This is a genomic window from Roseomonas sp. TS2, from assembly GCF_058833935.1.
The window spans coordinates 50,999-69,263 of the sequence record NZ_JCACVY010000001.1 but is presented as its reverse complement, the minus strand read 5'-3'; the positions used below and the strand labels follow the sequence as shown (position 1 = coordinate 69,263).

The window sequence follows — 18,265 nt, the reverse complement described above, 5'->3', positions numbered from 1 at the left end:
GCGAGGTCCCGGTGGTCGCCGGCCAGCATCGGCGGCTCAGGGCGGCATGGCAGAAACCCGCCGGGCGCGGTATGCTGTGCCGCTATGCGGTCCGATGAGCCTTCTGCGGGGAGGCAAGCGCTGCCCACGGGCGCTTGCCTGTGTTCCGGTTGTCGAAATCCTGAAAAGTACTATTATCCGACCCGCCACCCACAAGGGCACTCGAAAGACGATGCGGCTTGCCTCAGCTCTGAACCGGTCGGTGATTTTTGCGCTGCTTTGGGTCACCTTGACGGGTGGGGAGGCGGATGCGCTGATTTACGGGGGGCTTGCGGTTGCTGCTGCGACGCTGCTCAGTCTGCGACTGTATCCCGCGGACCAGCCTGGCATCGTGCTCTGGCGGGTGGCGGCGTTCCTGCCGCGTTTCCTGACGGACGCCTTCATGGGTGGACTCGATGTCGCGCGGCGTGCCCTCGACCCCCGCCTGCCGATCGCGCCTGGCTGGGTGCGCGCTGAACTCACCAACCGGAATGAAGCGGCCGGTGTCCTGCTGGGCGGGGTGGTCAGCATCCTGCCCGGAAGCCTCGCGGCGGGATCCGGCGACGCGGCGATGGACGTCCACCTTCTGAACGTCACGGGATACTCTGCCGACAGGATGCAGGCCGATGAACGCCGGATTCTTGGCCTGTTCGACCGGCGCATTGACAGCCAGGATGTCGCGAATGGCTGACTGGTTTACGCTTGCGGCCGTCTTCCTGCTTCTGAGCGTCGCGGTCGCGCTGGGGCGCTGCTGGCGCGGCCCCGGTCCGGTGGAGCGGATCATGGCCGCCCAACTGGCCGGCACCGGAGTGATCGGCGTGGCGGTGGTCCTCGGCGCGGCGCGGCGCGATGCGGCGATGCTGGACGCGGCGCTGATCGGCACGCTGCTGGCCGCCGTCGCGGTGACCGCCTTCGCGCGCAGCGCCGCCAAGCCCGGCGACCGGCCGGAGGGCAGGGGATGAGCTGGATCGATCTGGCGGTTCTGGCGCTGCTGGGCACGGGGCTGGCCTTCTATGGGGCAGGCTCGCTGGGTCTCCTGCGCTTTCCTGACACCGCCTCGCGTTTGCATGCGCTGACCAAGGCCGACAACCTCGGGCTCGGGCTGGTGGCGCTGGCGGCGGCGCTCCACTGGGGTTCGCTGGCAGTGGCCGCCAAGATCGCGCTGGTCTGGCTGTTCGCGGTGATCGCGGCCGGCATCACCTCTCAACTGCTGGCCCGGCAGGCCCGCCTGGACGGGACCCGCAGCCATCCGGACGGCGACCGGCCTTGACCGCTGCCTTCGACATCATCCTGTGCCTGTTGATCCTCGGTACGGCGGGCATCGCGCTTTTCGTGCGCGACGCGCTGGCGGCCATCGCCTTCTTCATCGCCTTCGGCAACCTCCTGGGTCTGGCCTGGCTGGGGCTCGATGCGGTCAACGTGGCGCTGGCCGAGATCGCCCTCGGCGCCGGGGTCACCGGGGTCCTTCTGATCCTGGCCCGGGCGCGGCTTCTGGCGCTGGGCGATGACGCGACCTGCGCCGATACGTCCGCGTGGCTGCGGGTGGGCGCCCTTGCGGCCTGCGGGGGCTTCGTGCTGCTGCTGGCCGCGGCGGTGCTGTCGATCCCGCCGGAAAGCGGGCTTGACCGCGCGATCACACCGCTGATGCCGGGGCTTGGCATCGAGAACCGGGTGACCGGTGTCCTGCTGGCCTTTCGCGCCTATGACACGCTCCTGGAAAGCTTCGTGCTGCTGGGCGCGCTGGTCGCGGTCTGGTCGTTGGCGCCCGCCGGGGTCTGGCCGGGCCGTCCGGCTGATCTCGGCATGGCCGATGGGCCGATGCGCCGGGTGGCCGGCAGTTTCGCGCGGTTTCTGCTGCCGGTGGCGCTGGTGATGGCGACATATCTGGTCTGGGCCGGATCGGACGTGCCGGGCGGAGCCTTTCAGGCCGGCACCGTTCTTGCGGGCGGGCTGATAGTGTCGGCGATAGGCGGCGCGATCGGCCTGCCGCGCAGCGACCTTCCGGGGCTGCGGGTGGCGCTGGTCCTGGGACCGCTGGTGTTTCTGCTGATCGGCCTGGCCGGAACGGGGTTCGGAGGCTTTCTGGTCTATCCCGAGGGATTGGCCAAGGCGGCGATCCTTGCGATCGAATACTCGCTGTTCCTTTCGATCGGGGCCACGCTGGCGCTGCTGGTGGCAGGGCCCAATGTCATCGGGTTGGCGGACCCGGCTGGTGGCACCGAAAGGAAAAGCGATTGCTGAGGCCGAGTTCATGGTGACGGGGCATGTTTACGCCCTGACGGGCGCGGTCCTGACCGGGCTGGGTCTTTTTGCCTTCATCACCCTGCGCCATCCGTTGCGCCAGCTTCTTGCGATCAATGTGGTCGGGGCAGGCATCTTCCTGATCCTGGGCGGGCTGGGCCGAGGGCCCGACGCGACCGATCCATTACCGCAGGCGCTGGTGATCACCGGGATCGTCGTGGCCGTTGCGCTGACCGCCTTCGGCGCGGCGATGATCGTGCGGCTGGCCGAGGCGCGCGCGGCGACGAAAGCCGCCACCCGCCCCGACGGCGGAAATCCCGGGCCATGAGCCCGCTTGACCTTCTGGTGGCGGTGCCGCTCGGCTTCATGCTGGCCGCCCTGCTGGCGGGGCGGGCTGCGCGCTGGCTGATCCTGCCGGCGGCGCCCGCGATGGCGGGGCTGGCGCTCTGGCTGGCGCTGGTGCCGCCCGATGCGGCCTTTCTGGTCGGCCACTGGGACTTGCCCTTGGGCATCCTTTTGCGCCCCGATGGGGTGGCGCGGCTGATGGTGGCAGCGACGGCGCTGGTGATCGGCGCGGTCGGGCTGCACGCGCTGGCCGATCCGCCGGAGAAGGCCGGCCACGCAGCGCAGGCCGAGACCTTCTGGCCGCTGATCTATCTGCTCTGGGCGGGGGCGAATGCGGGCTTTCTGACCACCGATCTGTTCAACCTCTATGTCACGCTGGAGATGGTCAGCCTGGCCGCCGTGGCGCTGGCGGCGATGGGCTCGCTGGAGGCGGCGCTGCGCTATTTCATGATCGCGCTGGTCGGCTCGCTGGCCTACCTCCTGGGAGTGGCGCTTCTGGTGGCGCGTTACAACACCGTGGACGTCACCCTGCTTTCGCAGGTCGCAGAGCCCGATCTGGCGACGGTGCTGGCGCTGGGGCTGATGACGGCGGGACTTCTGATCAAGGCCGCGCTTTTTCCGATGCATGGCTGGCTGCCGCCCGCCCACGCCGCCGCCCCCGCCCCGGCCAGCGCGCTGCTGTCGGCGATCGCGGTCAAGCTGGGATTTGTCATCCTGCTGCGGCTCTGGTTTGAGGCCTTTCCGGCCGTCACCGGCCAGCCCGCGCTGCATGTGCTGGGCGGGGCGGGGGCGCTGGCGGTGATATACGGCTCGGTCCAGGCGATGCGGCAGCAGCGGCTGAAGGCGCTGGTGGCCTATTCGACGGTGGCGCAGGTCGGCTACCTGTTCCTGGCCTTTCCGCTGGTCGCAGGCGCGCCGGACCCGTCCGGTGCCTGGGCCGGGATGATGATGCATGCGGTGGCGCACATGCTGGCCAAGGCGTCGATGTTTCTTGCCGCGGGCCTGATGCTGAAGGCCGCCGCCGGCGACCGGATCGGCGATCTCGGCGGGCTGGCGCAGGCGATGCCGCTGACGGTGACCGCCTTCGGCCTGGCAGCGGTGTCGCTGATGGGGTTGCCGCCCTCGGGCGGGTTCACCGGCAAGTTCCTGCTTCTGAACGCGGCGATCGCGCAGGGCGCCTTCCTTTATGCCGGCGTGATGATTCTGGGCGGTCTGCTGGCGGCGGTCTATTTTTTCCGGACGCTCTCGGCCTGCTTTGCCGCCGGGCCGGCGCCGCGTGAGCCTGCGACGCGCGGGGTTTGCACGGCGGCGCCGCTGGTGCTGGCGGGGCTGGCCATCGCCATGGGTTTCGGCGGCAGCGCGCTGCACAATCTGTCGGCGATTGCCGCGCCCTGGGCCGCCCCGGGCGCGGCCGCGCCATGATGACCTTCGCGCCGCTTGTGCTGGTCCTGCTGCCGGTCGTCGCCGCTCTGGTCAGCTTTGCCCTGCCCGAGCGTCTCTCGGCGTGGCGCAATGGGGCGAACATCGGCGTGGCCTTCGTCAAGCTCCTGGTGGTGGCATACCTGCTGTTGCAGGCGCAGGCGGGCGTGGTGTTCGAATGGCGCTACGAGTTCCTGCCGAGCTACGATTTCGTGCTGCGGCTGGACCCGCTGGCGCTGCTGTTCGTGACGCTTTCGGTGTTTCTGTGGCTGCTGACCACGATCTACGCCATCGCCTATTTCGACCGGGGTCCGAACCTGCCGCGCTTCTTCGGGTTCTTCAACCTGTGCGTGCTGGCGGCCACCGGCGTGGCGATGTCGGGCACCGCGATCACCTTCTTCCTGTTCTACGAACTGCTGACGCTGGCGACCTGGCCGCTGGTGGCGCACCGGGGCGACGACAAGTCGCTGCGGGCGGGGCAGATCTATCTGACCTACACGCTGGCGGGCAGCGTCGCCTTCCTGGCCGGAATCCTGTGGCTGCAATCGTTGGTCGGCGCGATCGAGTTTTCCGCCCCGGCCGATCTGGGCGCCATCCCGCCCCTGACCCTGACGCTGATCTTCATCCTGTGTATCGGCGGGCTGGGGGTCAAGGCGGCGATCATCCCCTTCCATGGCTGGCTGCCCGAGGCGATGGCCGCCCCTGCCCCCGTCAGCGCGCTCCTGCACGCCGTCGCGGTGGTCAAGGCCGGGGCCTTCGGCATCGTGCGCGTGATCTACGATGTCTACGGCATCGGCACCGTGGCCGAACTGGGCCTGGGTGTGCCACTGGCCGCCCTTGCCTCGGCGACGATCCTCTACGGCTCGGTGCGGGCCCTGATGCAGAGCGACCTCAAGAAGCGGCTGGCCTATTCCACCGTCAGCCAGGTCAGCTACATCGTGCTGGGTGCCAGCCTGGTCGGGCCCTTCGCGGTGATCGGCGGGCTGGTGCATCTGGTGCATCAGGGCATCATGAAGATCACGCTGTTCATGTGCGCTGGCGCGCTTGCCAACCGGATGGGGATCAAGGCGATCGCCGAGCTGGACGGCGCGGGCCGGCTGATGCCGGTGACGATGGCGGCGTTCTCGGTCGGGGCGCTGGGAATGATCGGGATGCCGCCGGTGGCCGGCTTCATCTCGAAATGGTATCTCGGGGTCGGGGCGTTGCAGTCGGATGCGGCCTGGGCAGTCGCGGTGCTGGCGGGCTCGTCGCTTCTGAACGCCGCCTATTTCCTGCCGCTGCTGTACCGCGCATGGCTGCTGCCGCCGCCGCCCGGCCGGCCCGCCATCGCCGAGTTGGCCACCACCCGCGACCGAATGCTGATCCTGCCCGCGGTGGTGACGGCGGTGGTGTCGCTGGGGGCGGGCATCTTCGCCTCGCTGCCCTTCAGCCCGCTTGGCTGGGCCACGCTGGTCGGACTGGGCTATTTGCGATGATCGCCGATCCGACGCTGCTTTTGCCGCTGGCCGTACTCTGGCCGATGCTCCTGGCGGGGCTGGCCCTGCTGCCCGGCTGGGGGTCGCGCATGGTGCTGCTGCTGCCGCTTGGCCCACTGCCGGCCCTGGCGGCGGCCCTCGTCGCGTCGCGCGACGTTCCCGTCGCGCTGCCGGGGGTGCTGCTGGACAGCGGCCTGGAGCTGGGCGCGACCGGCGCGCTGTTTCTCGGCGGTGCGGCGACGCTGTGGTTCTGGGCCGGGGTGTACGCCGCCTTCTACATGCGGCGCGACGAGCGGCCCGCCGGCTTCGCCCTGTTCTGGAACCTGGTCCTGGCCGGCAATCTCGGCGTCTTTATCGCCGCCGACATCGTCAGCTTCTACGTGTTCTTCGCGCTGGTCTCGCTTTTGGCCTATCCACTGGTGATCCACGATCGCCAGCCCGCCTCGATGCGGGCGGGGACGGTCTATCTGGTGCTGGCTGTCTGCGGCGAGGTGGCGATCCTGGTAGGGCTGATGCTGGCCTCGTTCGGGGCGGGCGGCGCCATAGGCATCGAGGCGGTTCGCGCGGGCCTTGCCCTGCCTTCGGCGCATCCCGCGGCGGTGCCGCTGCTGATCGCGGGCTTCGGGATCAAGGCCGGACTCATGCCCCTGCATGTCTGGCTGCCGGTGGCGCATCCGGCCGCGCCGGTGCCCGCCTCGGCCGTGCTGTCGGGCGCCATCGTCAAGGCCGGGATCTTCGGGCTGGTGGCCTTCCTGCCGCTGGGCATGCCGGCGGCGGTCGCGGGCAATGTCCTGATGATCCTGGGCTTTTCCGGCCTCTTCCTCGCGGCGCTGATGGGGCTGGCGCAGGCCGGCGCCAAGGCGGTGCTGGCCTATTCGACGGTCAGCCAGATGGGCCTGGTCATGGGGGTTCTGGGCTTTGCCCTGGCCGGGGGCAGCGCGCCGGCGGCCGTGCTGCCGGCGGTGGCGTTGTTCGCGCTGCATCACGGGCTCGCCAAGGGGGCGCTGTTCCTGGGCGTCGGGCTGGCACCGGTCTGCGGGCGGGCCTGGCGCTGGGGGCTTCTGGGGGCGCTGGCGGTGCTGGGCTCGTCGCTGGCCGGGATGCAGCTACTGGCCGGGGCGCTGGTCAAATCGGCGCTCAAGGACCAGGCCGGGGCCTTTGGGGCCACGCTGATCGGCCTCTCGGCGCTAACGACGGCGCTGGCGATGGCGCGCTGTCTGGCAGTGCTGCCAAGGGCGAAATCGCGCTGCCGCCCGCCGCTGCTGATGGCCCTGCCGTTCCTCGCCCTGTCCGGGGCGGCGCTGTGGCTGCCCTGGCTTCTGTACGCCAGGATCACCGGCGAGACCCCGCTGGCCGCAGACCTGCGGTCGCTGATCTTCGAGGCCTGGCCGCTGGGGCTTGCGGCGCTGATGATTGCGGGCGCGGTCGCGGTCGGGCTGAAGGCGCCTAGCCTGCCAGAAGGCGATGCGCTTGGCCCGGTGCAACGCCGGGTGGCGGCCCTGAGCGCCGCCGCAAGGGCCGCCGAGCGTGCCGGGTCGCGGTCGCTGCGCCGATCGCGCCCGAAGCCGCAAACCGTCATCGGCGAGGATCTGGACCGGATCGAGGACGTTTTCCGCGAAGGCGCCGCCGCCGCCATCCTGGTATTGGCCATCGCGGGGGCGGTCGTCGCCGCTAGCCTGATCTAGCAGGCTGCGGAAATTCGCGGCCAAGGGCTTGGTTTTCCTGGCCGGCGTAGTTTTTGTGAGGTGCTTGGCGGGCTGATGGGCGTGGTTTTCGGTGGCCAACCGCCGCGGACTACCGCGTTGAGGCCTGTTGGCGGCGCCAGTCAGGCAGGCGCCGCCAACAGCTTCGGCAGCCGGACGGGGGTTTAGGCGGCGACGCGGAGCGTGAAGCTCCATCCGACCCGCTCCAGCCCGCGCAGCAGGGTGCGGCGCATGCGCGGATCTCCTTGCGCCGGCCGAACACCTCCTCGACCCGCTTGCGGATGCGCTGGCTCACCGCGTAGCCCAGGTGCCGCGTAGTCCGTCCATCGATCGCCGAGCGCCGGCCATTGGCGTGCTGCGTCACGTGCGGCGTCACGCCCATGTCGCCCATTGCCCGGACGAAGGCCCGCGTGTCGTAGGTCTTGTAGCCTCCCAGCGTGCTGCGCGCGGCACGATCGAGCCCTGCCATCATCGCCTCGCCGGCGTCGCGCTCCGCGATACCCGTCTCTTGCGTCGTTGTCGCAGCGACCGCCAGGCCGTGCCGGTTCTCGATCACCACGTGCCCGGCGTAGCAGAGCTTCGATGCTTGGCCGTTCGACTTGCGCGCCAGCCGCGCATCCGGGTCCGTGGTCGAAGCATGCGTCTCGTCGCTGCGCTTCTCGGCATGGAAGTCGCGCTCGCCGTTGCGGCCGGGGCCGAGCGCCTCGCCGGAGCCGTCCTTCGGCCGGAAGCTCTTCATCGAAGCCCAGGCCTCTATCAACGTGCCAGCCACCGAGAAGTACGCCGAGGGCAGCAGCGGCTTGACCTCTGGGTCGGCCAGCACGGCGGCGAAGAACTTGCTCGCCACCTCGGTCCCCAGCAGCCGGTCCCGGTTCTTGGTGAACACCGTCACGTCCCATACGGGCGCCACGCCCGACGCAGCTGCGCAGGAACTGCCCAACTTGCACGTGCGGAACCGCACGGGGCGGCCGTACCCCGCCTTGCCCAGGGCGGCCGGCGCGGCGATGTCTTCCGCGGGACGGTGCCCGGCTGCCCTGCCGTCCGATGCGACGCCACGCTGGGCCGCCGTACCTCGATCTGGAGCCCGCTGCCCGCATGGACGTCCTCGACTCGATCCTGTCCGCCGACTGGCCCGGCAATCCCGGCCCGGATGTGGCTCGCCTTCATGGGCGGTCGTGTCCGGGTTCGCTCGGACGCGCCGTATCCTCGGGGCTGTTCCTGATCGCGACGGGCGGGACATGACGGGACCATGGCGCCGGAGCAACAACCACGTAGAGGAGATCACTTGATGACCCAGATTCAGACCGCCCTCGCCGCCGACATCACACTGCATAGCCTGGAGCAGGCAACGGCCGAGAGCCCCAGGGCGAGGCGGAACCTGCTCATCGGGCTCTGGGCGGGGCGTCGGCTCGGCCTTCCCGAGGCGGAACTGCCCCGCTATGCGCTAGACGTCATGTGGGTGGATCATGCCGAACCGGGCGATGCCGACGTGATCCACAAGCTTGCCGCCGATTTCGACGCGGCAGGTTGCTGCGTCGGCGATGAGGCACTGCGCTCCGAGCTGACCGTCGCGCAGCGCCGCGCTTACGCCGAAACCGTGTTGCACCTGCTATGATCCATTCGGTGGCAGCACCGCCGCCAGCGCAGGCGGCCACAGACGGCGCGATGGGCGCCCGAGATGGAAACGGAGGTTGTGCGATGCAGAAAGACTCAGAACGGCGGGATGCCGGGCTAGGTAGTCCGCCGCGAAGCCTGCTCCTCGCGACGGATCTCAGCTGCCGCTGCGACCGCGCCCTGGACCGCGCAGTGATGCTGGCATCGGCCTGGGGTGCCAAACTGCATGTGCTGTATGTGCTGGAAGGCAATGAGCCGGAGCAAGGCCCCGAACCGGTTCCCGGCGGTTCGGTGCGGGCGCTTGCCGAGCGTCACCTCCGCGCCGCCACGCGCAATCATGACGTCGAAGCGGAGATCGTGATCGAGCGGGGGGATCCCGCGGAGATCATCCTGCGCACGGCGAACGAACTCGACTGCGAGCTGATCGTCACCGGCATAGCCCGCAGCGGAAACCTTGCCCGAGCGGTGCTCGGCACGACGGTCGAGAGGCTGGTCCATCGTGCGCCGATGCCTGTACTGATCGTGAAGATGCGCCCTTGGCGCGCCTACCCGACGGTGGTCGTCGCCTCCGACTTTTCGGAGACTTCCGCCCACGCCTTGCGGCAGGCACTGAGCGTATTCCCGGATGCCCGGATGATACTGGCGCATGCGTACCGCGTGCCGTTCGAAGGCTTCATCAGCCGCGCGGCGCATGAGGCGGAGTTGCTGGCGGATGCCGAGCGTCAGCGTGCGGCGTTCCTGCCGAGCGTGGGCGCACCGCCAGACAGGCTGGAGCAGATGGAGTACCTGATCCGCTACGGAACAGCCGAGAGCGTGATCGGAACGCATGTCTGGGACAACGACATCGACCTCGTCGTGATGGGGACGCATGGCCGAAGCGGTCGCTTCGGCATCCTGATGGGCAGCACCGCCGAACGTCTCCTCATCTGCCTGCATTGCGACGTGATGATTGTCCGCGAGCCGCGCGCGCTGTCCGCCACGATTGGCGCGGGCGGCGCCTCTGCGGGTCCTCGCCTGAGCGGGAATGGGTGAGCAATGGGGTAGCAGAAGCGGGCTAATTTTTGCCGCCATCGGCGCGGCCGCAGGCCTCGGAAACATCTGGCGATTCGCCTACTTGGCCGGGGAGAACGGCGGCGCCTTTCTGCTGGTGAACCTTTTGATCGCGCTGGCGTTGGGCGTGCCGCTGGTGGTCGTGGAACTCACCATCGGCAAGCGGGGTGCAGGCTACGCTTCCGTGTAAACGCAGCGCGCTCTAGATGTTTGGTCCCAGGCTTTGATGGTGCAGTCTTCTCGCCGGCATGGAGAGATGCGCTATGGGCCAGGTTCTTCACGGCTGCGCCCGCACGACTGAGGCGGTCCGTCGCGCGATCCAGCATAGTCAAGAGAGCCTGAGGGCTTTGGCCCGCCGGCATGGCGTGAACCCGAAAACCATCGCCAAGTGGCGGGCGCGAGGCGACGTCGCTGATCGGCGCACGGGCCCGGCCCAGCCGCGCTCAACCACCCTCTCGGCCGACGAGGAGGCGATCATAGTCGCCTTCCGCCGCCACACCCTGCTGCCGCTGGACGACTGCCTCTATGCCCTGCAGCCCAGCATCCCGCACCTGACGCGCTCGGCTCTGCATCGCTGCCTCCAGCGCCACGGCATCTCGCGCCTGCCCGAGACCGAGGGCGACAAGCCGGTCCGCAAGCGCTTCAAGGCCTATCCGATCGGCTACTTTCACATCGACATAGCCGAGGTCAGGACCGAACAGGGCAAGCTCCACCTTTTCGTGGCCATCGACCGCACCTCGAAGTTCGCCTTTGCCCAACTGCACGAGCGCGCCACCACGCGCATCGCCGCCGACTTCCTGCGCGCCCTGCTGCAGGCCGTGCCTTACCGCGTGCACGCCGTGCTCACCGACAACGGCCAGCACTTCACCTCGCCGGGCAACATTGCCTCGGCCGCACCGCTCATCCGCGAGGCGATCGACCGCGGCGAGATCTTCCGCGCCCATTCCTTCGAACTCGCCTGCGCTCAGAACCAAGTCGAGCACCGCCTGACCAAGCCCTACCACCCGTGGACAAACGGCCAGGTCGAGAGGATGAACAGGACGCTCAAGGAGGCCACCGTCCGGCGCTACCACTACAGCAGCCACGACGAGCTCCGCGGTCACCTCGCCCTGTTCCTCGACGCCTACAACTACGCCCGGCGGCTCAAGACCCTGAAGGGCCTCACCCCCTACGAGTTCATTTGCCGTTCATGGGCCGCAGAACCTCACCGGTTCACGGCAAATCCGCACCACGAAATGCCGGGACCAAACATCTAAGAATCGCTGGATTGGTCGGTTCGCAATCGCCGAATGCCTTGGTCGTGGAGAGGCGCGCAAAGATGAGCGGCCTTCGGTGATCTTGCTGTTCAGGGCGCCGGCTGTGTCGCTCGGGTCACCGCGGAGCGGTCAGCTCGGTTCGGCAGCGAAGAGCCATCCCGCTACCGCGTCCTGGCCGGCCACTCTGGATGCAGCTCGTCGATCACGAAGGCATGCCGGTGCCGGAAGCCGTCCGGCCCGGTCACGAGCGGCTGGTGCTCAGCTGCGCGATGCGGGTGCTCCGGTGGGAGGCCAGCATGGTCGTGCTCGATCTCCTCCGGGTCATCCCGCGGCCACAGCGCCGCCGCCGCACCGAGCCCTGCCACCGCCAGCACGGCCAGCACCAGGAAAGTGGGCCCGAGCCCGATCGCTGCGCCGAGGCCGCCGGCCAGCGGATAGGTCAGCAGCCAGCAGGCGTGGCTCAGTGCGAACTGTGCGGCGAACAGCGCCGGCCGGTCGCCGGGATGCGCGGAGCGCCGCAGCAGCCGCCCGCTCGGCGTCAGCACAAGCCCGTTGCCGAGGCCGAGCAGCGCCCAGACCGGCAGCAGCACCGGCCATGACGGCACCAGGGGCGCCAGCAGCAGCCCAGTGACCAGGAGCGCGGCGCCGGCCAGCATCGCGCTCCGGTCGGTCATCCGATCGCCGAGCAGGTGCGGCAGGGCGAGCGCCGCGACCATGGAGCCCAGGCCGTAAGCGGCCAAAGTCCAGGCCACTTCTCGCTCGCCGAGGCCGAAGCCGGCCCGCACCAGCACCACGGTGTTCACGATCACCATCGCGCCCGCCGCGGCCGCGGCGAGGTTCAACGCCAGCAAACCGCGCAGCCGCGGCGTCGCGAGATAGATGCGCGCCCCGCGCGTCGTGCGCCCCCAGGCACCCTCGGAAGTCGTCGGTGGCTTCGGCGAGGGCAGCACCACCGACAGCACCAGCACTGCAGACGCGAGGAAGCCCAGCGCGTTCAGCCCGAACAGCCAGTGGAAACCGATCACGCCAAGCAGGGCCGCGGCGATGGCGGGGCTCGCCAGCGCCTCGAGGTCGTAGGCGAGGCGCGAAAGCGACAGCGCCTTCGTGTACTCCGCCTCCTCCGGCAGGATGTCGGGGATGGTCGCCTGGAAGGTCGGCGTGAAGGCGGCCGAGCCCGCCTGCAGCAGGAAGATCAGCAGGTAGACCTGCCAGATCTCGGTGACGAAGGGCAGGCAGACCGCGACACCGGCGCGCAGGAGATCGAGTGTCACCAGCAGGCTGCGCCGCGGCACCAGGTGGACGAAGGCGCCGGCGACGGGCGCGATGCCGACATAGGCGATCATCTTGATCGCGAGCGCCGTGCCGAGCACTGCACCGGCATCGGCGCCTGCCAGTTCGTAGGCCAGCAGGCCGAGCGCGACCGTCGCTAGCCCGGTGCCGAGCAGCGACAACACCTGGGCCAGGAACAGGTGGCGGTAGGTCAGGTTCGACAGCGGCGACAGCACGGCGTCCTCCGAGCGAATTAGCCTAGCGTAGTCCGGCCGGCGCCGCTCGGCACCGGCCGTGCGTGTGCATCAGGGCATCACATAGCGCGCCTGGACGGTGTGGCCGTCCGGCATGCGGCCGGTGACCACCACGCGGGCGCCTGGCGTGATCGGCGTCTCCAGCGTGGCGGAGAAGCCGTCGCCGCTGGCCGTGAGCGCCGCCGTGCGGTTCGCCTGGCCTTCCTGGATCACCATCCGCGCCGTCGCCCCGCTGCGCGGCGGCGCCACACGGCCGTGATTCACCAGGTAGACGCGGATCGCCGTGCCATTGGCGACCAGTTCCACCTCATGTCCGTCGCTCCCGGCGAGCAGCCCACCATTCGGGCCGCGTCGCTCGCGCTGCTGGGCGAGCGCCGGGGTAGCAAGGGTAACGGCGAAGCCGGCCAGGATCATGCGTCGGTTCATCGGGGTCTCTCCTTTCGGGTTCAGAAGGTGGTGGCCGGGCGCAGCGCCGGCCTCAGCCGCCGCATCGCGCGCGGCGATCAGGCGTTCGAGCGGACGCCGCCCGAACAGCAGGAACAGCACCGGCGTCAGCACCGCGTCGAATAGGGTCGCGGTGACCAGCCCACCGAAGATCGTCACCGCCACGGGGTGCAGGATCTCGCGCCCCGCTTCGCCGGCGCCGATCATCAGCGGCACCAGCGCAAGCCCGGCCGACAGCGCGGTCATCAGTACCGGCCCTAGCCGTTCCAGCGTCCCGCGGAGGACGAGGCCGGGCCCGAAGGTCTCGCCCTCATGCAACGCCAGGTTGATCCAGTGCGAGACCTTCAGGATGCCGTTGCGCGCCGCGATGCCGACGAGCGTCACGAAGCCGATCATCGAAGCGACCGAGAGCGGCTGCCCCGCGATCCACAACGCCGCGACGGCGCCGACAAGGCCCATCGGGACTACCGCCAGCACGATCAGCGCAAGCACGACGGAGCGGTAGCGCTGCCACAGCACCAGCAGGACCAGCAGCGCCGAGACCGCGCCGAGGATGGCGATGGCCCGGCTTGCCGCCTCCTGCGCGCGGAAGGTGCCGTCCAGCACGATGCGGATGCCGGGTGGTGGCGCGGGCTCGGCCACCAGCCGCGCTAGATCGGCGGCGAGCGCCGCCATGTCGCGCGAGCCGTCGCTGTTCGCATAGACGACGATGCGCCGCGCGCCGTCCTCGCGCAGGATCTGGTTCGTCACCGTGGTCTCGACCACCTCGGCGAGGCGCTCCAGCGGCACCGCGCCATGCGGCGTCGGCACGAGCAGGTCGCGCAGCGCGTCGGCATTGCGCCCCGCCTCAGGCAGGCGGAGGACGATCTCGGTCCGCCGCGTACCCTCCCCGAGCGCGCCGAGCACGCGGCCGCCGGCCAGCGCCTCGACCGCCGCGGTGACGGCCTGCGGCGTCAGCCCGTGCAGCGCGGCGGCGGCCGGGTCAACGCGGATCTCGACCTGCGGCACCAGCGTCTGCGCCTCGACATTGATGTCCACCAGGCCTGGGATGGCCTGCATGCGCGCGCGCAGCCCTTGGGCCACGATGCGTGCCGCCTCCTGATCCTCGCCGAACACCTTGAACGACAGCGCCGCCCGCACGCCGGAGAGCATGTGGTCGATGCGGTGGCTGATCGGTTGGCCCATCACCACCGAGGCTGGCAGCACCGCGAGCCGTTCTCGGATCTCGGCGAACACAGTCTCGCGCGGGCGGTCGGAGCGGCGGAGCGTCACGTCGATCTCGGCCGCGTGCACGCCCTCGGCATGCGGGTCGAGCTCAGCGCGGCCGGTGCGACGGCCCACGCTCACCACCTCCGGCACCTGCATCACCAGGCGCTCGGCGATCAGGCCGAGACGCTGGCTCTGCTCGAGGCCGATGCCCGACTCAAAACGCATGCCGACCAGGGCCGTGCCCTCGTTGAAGGGCGGCAGGAAGGCGCGCGGCAGCAGCACGGCACCGACTGCCGCCAGCGCCACCGCCCCCGCCACGCCGCAGATCACCAGGCGCGGCCGGCGGAAGGCGCCCTGAAGCACGCGCGCCTGCGCACGCTTCAGCGCACGCAGCACAGGCGTGTCGCCATGCGCGCGCTTGGGCACCTTTACCAACAGGAAGCTCGCCAGCGCCGGCGTGACTGTGATGGAGACCAGCAGCGAGGCCAGGATGGAGACGATGTAGGCGACCCCGAGCGGGACAAACAGCCGCCCCTCCAGGCCGGCGAGCGCAAAGAGCGGCAGCAGTACCAGTACGATGATGAAGGTCGCATAGAGGATGCCCGAGCGCACCTCCTGGCTTGCCTGCGCGATCACCACCATCGATGGCAGCGGGTTGGGTCGCTCGGCATTCTGGCGCAGGCGGCGCAGGATGTTCTCCACATCCACCACCGCGTCGTCCACCAGCTCGCCGATGGCGATCGCCAGCCCGCCCAGCGTCATGGTGTTCAACGTCAGCCCAAAGGCGTCGAAGACCAGTACCGTGACGAGGATCGAGATCGGGATCGCCGTCAGCGAGATCGCCGTCGCCCGCCCGTTCAGCAGGAACAGGGCGAGCACCAGCGTCACCGCGATCGCCGCTTCGATCAGCACGATGCGCAGGTTGCGGATCGAGGTCTCGATGAAATCGGCCTGGCGGAACTGGATCTGGTTCGCGGTGACGCCGGCGGGGAGCGACGCCTGCACCTCCGCCAGCCGCGCCTCGACCGCACGTGTGGTCGGCAGCGTGTCGGCGGTCGGCGCCTTCTGGACGCTGAGGATGACGGCGGGCTGGCCGTTGAAGCCGGCATCGCCGCGACGGGTGCGGGTGGCGAAGTCCACCTCGGCGACCGTCCCGAGCGGTACCGCGCCGCGCGGGGTTGCCACCGGCAGGGCGCGCAGCGCGTCGAGGTCCGGCGTCGGTGTGCTGGCGCGCAGCACGAACTCGACGCCACGGCTCTCGATGAAACCGCCACCGGCCGAGGCACCAACGCGGGCCATCGCCTGCGCGATGGCGTCGATGCCGATACCGGCCTCGGCCAGCGCGGCCATGTCGGGGCTGACGCGGATCTGCCGCACGGCACCGCCGATCGGGTTCACCTGCACCACGCCGGGAACTTCGAGCAGGCGCGGGCGCACCTGAGCCTCCACCACGTCGCGCAGCCCGGCCGGATCGAGCCCGGACGCGGTCACGGCGATGAGCAGGATCTCGCCCATCACCGTGCCGATGCCGCCCATCTGCGGAGCGAGGCCTGGCGGGAGTCGTCCCTGCAGGCGCGTCAGGCGTTCTGCCGCATCGGCACGCGCTGCGGTCAGGTCGGCGGCCCACTCGAATTCGGCGAGCACGATGGACAGGCCGGGCGCGGAGGTGGAGCGGATGCGCGCCAGCCCCGGCGCGCCGCGCAGCGCTGCCTCGACGGGCGCGGTGACCAGCCGCTCGACCTCGGGCGGCGCGAGGCCCTCGGCCTCGGTCATGATGGTGACGGAGGGCCGCGTCAGGTCGGGGAAGACATCCACCGGCACGCGCGGCAGGACATAGAGGCCATAGGCGACGAGCAGCGCCGCCGCCGCCAGCACCGCGACGCGGTGCCGAAGGCTGGCCGAGACCAGGAAGTTGAACATGCGCGCCCCCTCAGCGGATCTGGTTCACGAGGAGGGCGCCCTGGACGAGGATCTGCTCGCCCGGCTCGATGCCGGCCAGGATCGCGACGCGGGTCGCGTCCAGCGGCTCGAAGCGCACGATGCGTGGCTCGAACAGCTCCGGCTCGGCGTGGCGGAACACCACGGGCAGGCCGTTCGGCGCCTGCACCACCGCGTCGCGCGGCAGGATGATGGCGGTGCGGCGCTCCGGCAGTTCCACCACGACCTGCACGCGGCGGCCGATCTCGAGGCCATGGTCCGCGGCGCGGGGCGCGAAGTCGAGCAGCGCGGTCTGGCCGCGGAGCGCGGGCGCGCGGCCGAGCAGGGCGGCCGGCACCGGCGCCATGCCGCGCGCCTCGATGCTGGCGGCGGCAGTGGGCGCGAGCGCCAGCGGCGCGAAGGCCTCGGCCTCGATCCGCACGCGAGCGGGGTCGAGGATCTCCACCAGGGTCTGGCCGGGCGAAACCGTCTGGCCCTGGGCCAACGCAACGGTCGCGATCACGCCATCGGCCGGCGCGCGCAGCGTTTCCGCACCGGCGATCTCGCCGGTAGCGGCGGCGAACGGCACTACGAGGGCGAGCGCATCGCCCGCGCGCACCGCCTGGCCACGCCGCGGCAGGGCGCCGTCGATGGCGACGATCCGGCCGGCGGTCGCGGGCTGGACGACGGCCTGCGCGTCCGGGCTCGGCAGCACACGGCCGGCAAGGGTGACGCGGCGCGCGGTCTCCTCCGGCACGACGCGGCGCGTGCGGAGTTCGAGCAGGCGCTGCGTCGGCTTTGGCACGAAGACCATGCCATCGGCGCGGCGGCGCGGCGCGTCGCCGTCCTCGGCGGTTGCCGTCTCGGGGCCATGGCTGTGGTCCGGGCCGCCCGGCCCCGCCGTCGAGGGCGAGACAGCCAGCAGCGTCAGCGCCAGCACCGCGATGCCGGCGCGGCGACGGCCGAACAGGAAGCCGATCGCAAGGGCGCCGGCGCCGGTGGCGGCCAGGGCGATGAGCACCGTCTCGACCGAGATGCGGCGGTGCAAGAAATCACTGAGGGCGTGGGAGTGACCGTGCGCCGCGGCGGGTGCGGCCGCAGCGCCAGGGACCCGGATGGTGCCGACCAGCAGGTCGGGCGCCGCGCCGCCGATGGTGGCGAGCACCTCGATCTCCCCGGTGCCGAGCGCCTCGGCCGGGATGCGGAAGCTGCCGTCCGGCTGCGCCTCGGCGCGAACCGTCCGGCCCGCGATGTCGAGGTCGAGCGTCACGCCCGCGGCCGGCGCGTTGTCCTCCTGGCGGTCCAGGTAGAGCGTCAGCGCGCCGCCCTTGAGGATGCCGACGAGCTGCCAGGCCTCGGAGACGGCTACGAGCCTTGGGCTCTGCGGCAGGGCCGTGGCGGTGGGTTCCGGACCATGCTGGTGGTCAGGGCCGCCAGGGCCGGCAAAGGCGGGCGTGGCAAGCAGGAGTGAACACAGGGCAAGGCGGCGCAGCCCGGCACGGGCGCGCGACAGCAGATGAGGCATGGGAACTCCACGAGAAACGACGCGGGCCGGCGCGGTGGCGCCGGTGGCTCAGGCGAGCGCTGCGTCGCCTCGTGGCGGACGGTCGAGATTGCCGGACGGCGCCCCGGACAGTCGGGCGAACAAGGCCCGGGTCATGGATGCGCCGAGGTCACGTTGAGCCAGACCCGATGCGGCGGGCAGCAGGAAGGCGACCCCATGGGCGTGGTCGGCCAGGAGACCGTCCGGCCCGTCATGCTGATGCGCGGGCCCGTCGCCATGGCTGTGGCGGCCCTCGGTACCGAAGACCTGCACCGACGCATCGTTGCTATCCGCGGCGCCACCGGCGAGCCAGTCGCGTTCGGCCTGAAGGGCTGCGAGCCAAGCCGCCGCAGGGTCGGGACCACCGTGATGCGCCCAGGCATGTCCCACTTGGCCCAGCACTCCGGTCAGGAGCATGAGCGCAGCGAGCAGCATCCGGACGCGGCGGACAACGGATTTCGGCACGCGACGGCGGGTAGCATTCGCGCGCCGCGTCTGTCCAGTACGC

17 protein-coding genes and 1 pseudogene are annotated in these 18,265 nt (G+C 70.5%); 13 read left to right on the top strand and 5 right to left on the bottom strand.

Annotated elements, in window-relative coordinates; all coding sequences use genetic code 11:
* Positions 1–94: 94 nt before the first annotated feature.
* Genes ACZJYS_RS00315 through ACZJYS_RS00280 form a run of 8 tightly spaced genes read left to right on the top strand, consistent with a single transcriptional unit; the run spans position 95 to position 7,183 of the window.
* Complete coding sequence (locus ACZJYS_RS00315) at positions 95–709, top strand: Na+/H+ antiporter subunit E (protein ID WP_493175071.1); 615 nt, start codon at positions 95–97, stop codon at positions 707–709.
* Positions 702–980 carry an MrpF/PhaF family protein gene (locus ACZJYS_RS00310; protein ID WP_027285822.1) on the top strand — a complete coding sequence of 93 codons (279 nt, stop codon included), beginning with the start codon at positions 702–704 and terminating at the stop codon, positions 978–980. Before ACZJYS_RS00315 ends, ACZJYS_RS00310 begins: the two co-directional genes overlap by 8 nt.
* Positions 977–1,288, top strand: a complete 312-nt coding sequence (locus tag ACZJYS_RS00305) for a cation:proton antiporter (RefSeq protein WP_027285821.1) — start codon at positions 977–979, stop codon at positions 1,286–1,288. Before ACZJYS_RS00310 ends, ACZJYS_RS00305 begins: the two co-directional genes overlap by 4 nt.
* Entirely contained in the window at positions 1,285–2,259 is a 975-nt protein-coding gene (locus ACZJYS_RS00300) for a hydrogenase subunit MbhD domain-containing protein (RefSeq protein WP_374328177.1), read from the top strand. The genes ACZJYS_RS00305 and ACZJYS_RS00300 overlap by 4 nt, the downstream gene beginning before the upstream one ends.
* A complete protein-coding gene (locus ACZJYS_RS00295; protein WP_374328175.1) occupies positions 2,231–2,587 on the top strand; it encodes an NADH-quinone oxidoreductase subunit K in 357 nt (118 codons plus the stop codon). Before ACZJYS_RS00300 ends, ACZJYS_RS00295 begins: the two co-directional genes overlap by 29 nt.
* Positions 2,584–4,026: a complex I subunit 5 family protein gene (locus tag ACZJYS_RS00290; protein ID WP_493175068.1), complete on the top strand. Its 1,443-nt coding sequence runs from the start codon at positions 2,584–2,586 to the stop codon at positions 4,024–4,026. The genes ACZJYS_RS00295 and ACZJYS_RS00290 overlap by 4 nt, the downstream gene beginning before the upstream one ends.
* Positions 4,023–5,498, top strand: a complete 1,476-nt coding sequence (locus tag ACZJYS_RS00285) for a complex I subunit 5 family protein (protein WP_493175066.1) — start codon at positions 4,023–4,025, stop codon at positions 5,496–5,498. The genes ACZJYS_RS00290 and ACZJYS_RS00285 overlap by 4 nt, the downstream gene beginning before the upstream one ends.
* Positions 5,495–7,183 carry a complex I subunit 5 family protein gene (locus tag ACZJYS_RS00280; protein WP_211848941.1) on the top strand — a complete coding sequence of 563 codons (1,689 nt, stop codon included), beginning with the start codon at positions 5,495–5,497 and terminating at the stop codon, positions 7,181–7,183. Before ACZJYS_RS00285 ends, ACZJYS_RS00280 begins: the two co-directional genes overlap by 4 nt.
* A 182-nt stretch (positions 7,184–7,365) precedes the next feature.
* On the opposite strand, the pseudogene ACZJYS_RS00275 reads toward ACZJYS_RS00280, so the two are convergent.
* Positions 7,366–8,108: pseudogene (locus ACZJYS_RS00275) on the bottom strand (IS5 family transposase); the annotation flags it as partial.
* Between the two features lie 188 nt (positions 8,109–8,296).
* Between ACZJYS_RS00275 and ACZJYS_RS00270 the strand changes: the two are divergent.
* The 5 genes from ACZJYS_RS00270 (at position 8,297) to ACZJYS_RS00250 (ending at position 11,121) form a co-directional block, all read left to right on the top strand.
* Positions 8,297–8,443 carry a hypothetical protein gene (locus ACZJYS_RS00270; protein ID WP_219764936.1) on the top strand — a complete coding sequence of 49 codons (147 nt, stop codon included), beginning with the start codon at positions 8,297–8,299 and terminating at the stop codon, positions 8,441–8,443.
* A 46-nt stretch (positions 8,444–8,489) separates the two neighbouring features.
* Positions 8,490–8,816: an ATPase inhibitor subunit zeta gene (locus tag ACZJYS_RS00265; RefSeq protein ID WP_211848939.1), complete on the top strand. Its 327-nt coding sequence runs from the start codon at positions 8,490–8,492 to the stop codon at positions 8,814–8,816.
* Entirely contained in the window at positions 8,813–9,847 is a 1,035-nt protein-coding gene (locus tag ACZJYS_RS00260) for a universal stress protein (RefSeq protein ID WP_338148308.1), read from the top strand. Before ACZJYS_RS00265 ends, ACZJYS_RS00260 begins: the two co-directional genes overlap by 4 nt.
* Positions 9,840–10,055 carry a hypothetical protein gene (locus ACZJYS_RS00255; protein ID WP_211848937.1) on the top strand — a complete coding sequence of 72 codons (216 nt, stop codon included), beginning with the start codon at positions 9,840–9,842 and terminating at the stop codon, positions 10,053–10,055. The genes ACZJYS_RS00260 and ACZJYS_RS00255 overlap by 8 nt, the downstream gene beginning before the upstream one ends.
* 73 nt (positions 10,056–10,128) lie before the next feature.
* Positions 10,129–11,121 (top strand): IS481 family transposase, encoded by a 993-nt coding sequence (locus ACZJYS_RS00250; protein ID WP_219764937.1) that lies wholly within the window; start codon positions 10,129–10,131, stop codon positions 11,119–11,121.
* Between the two features lie 161 nt (positions 11,122–11,282).
* Here the strand turns inward: ACZJYS_RS00250 and ACZJYS_RS00245 are convergent, their stop codons facing one another.
* The 4 genes from ACZJYS_RS00245 to ACZJYS_RS00230 form a co-directional block, all read right to left on the bottom strand.
* Positions 11,283–12,626, bottom strand: coding sequence for an MFS transporter (locus ACZJYS_RS00245; RefSeq protein WP_211848935.1), 1,344 nt, complete (start codon positions 12,624–12,626; stop codon positions 11,283–11,285).
* A gap of 69 nt (positions 12,627–12,695) precedes the next feature.
* Positions 12,696–16,217 carry an efflux RND transporter permease subunit gene (locus ACZJYS_RS00240; RefSeq protein ID WP_211848934.1) on the bottom strand — a complete coding sequence of 1,174 codons (3,522 nt, stop codon included), beginning with the start codon at positions 16,215–16,217 and terminating at the stop codon, positions 12,696–12,698.
* Positions 16,218–16,227: 10 nt separating this feature from the next.
* Positions 16,228–17,739: an efflux RND transporter periplasmic adaptor subunit gene (locus ACZJYS_RS00235; protein ID WP_211848933.1), complete on the bottom strand. Its 1,512-nt coding sequence runs from the start codon at positions 17,737–17,739 to the stop codon at positions 16,228–16,230.
* 48 nt (positions 17,740–17,787) lie between these two features.
* Positions 17,788–18,222: a hypothetical protein gene (locus tag ACZJYS_RS00230; protein WP_219764938.1), complete on the bottom strand. Its 435-nt coding sequence runs from the start codon at positions 18,220–18,222 to the stop codon at positions 17,788–17,790.
* Positions 18,223–18,265: the final 43 nt, after the last annotated feature.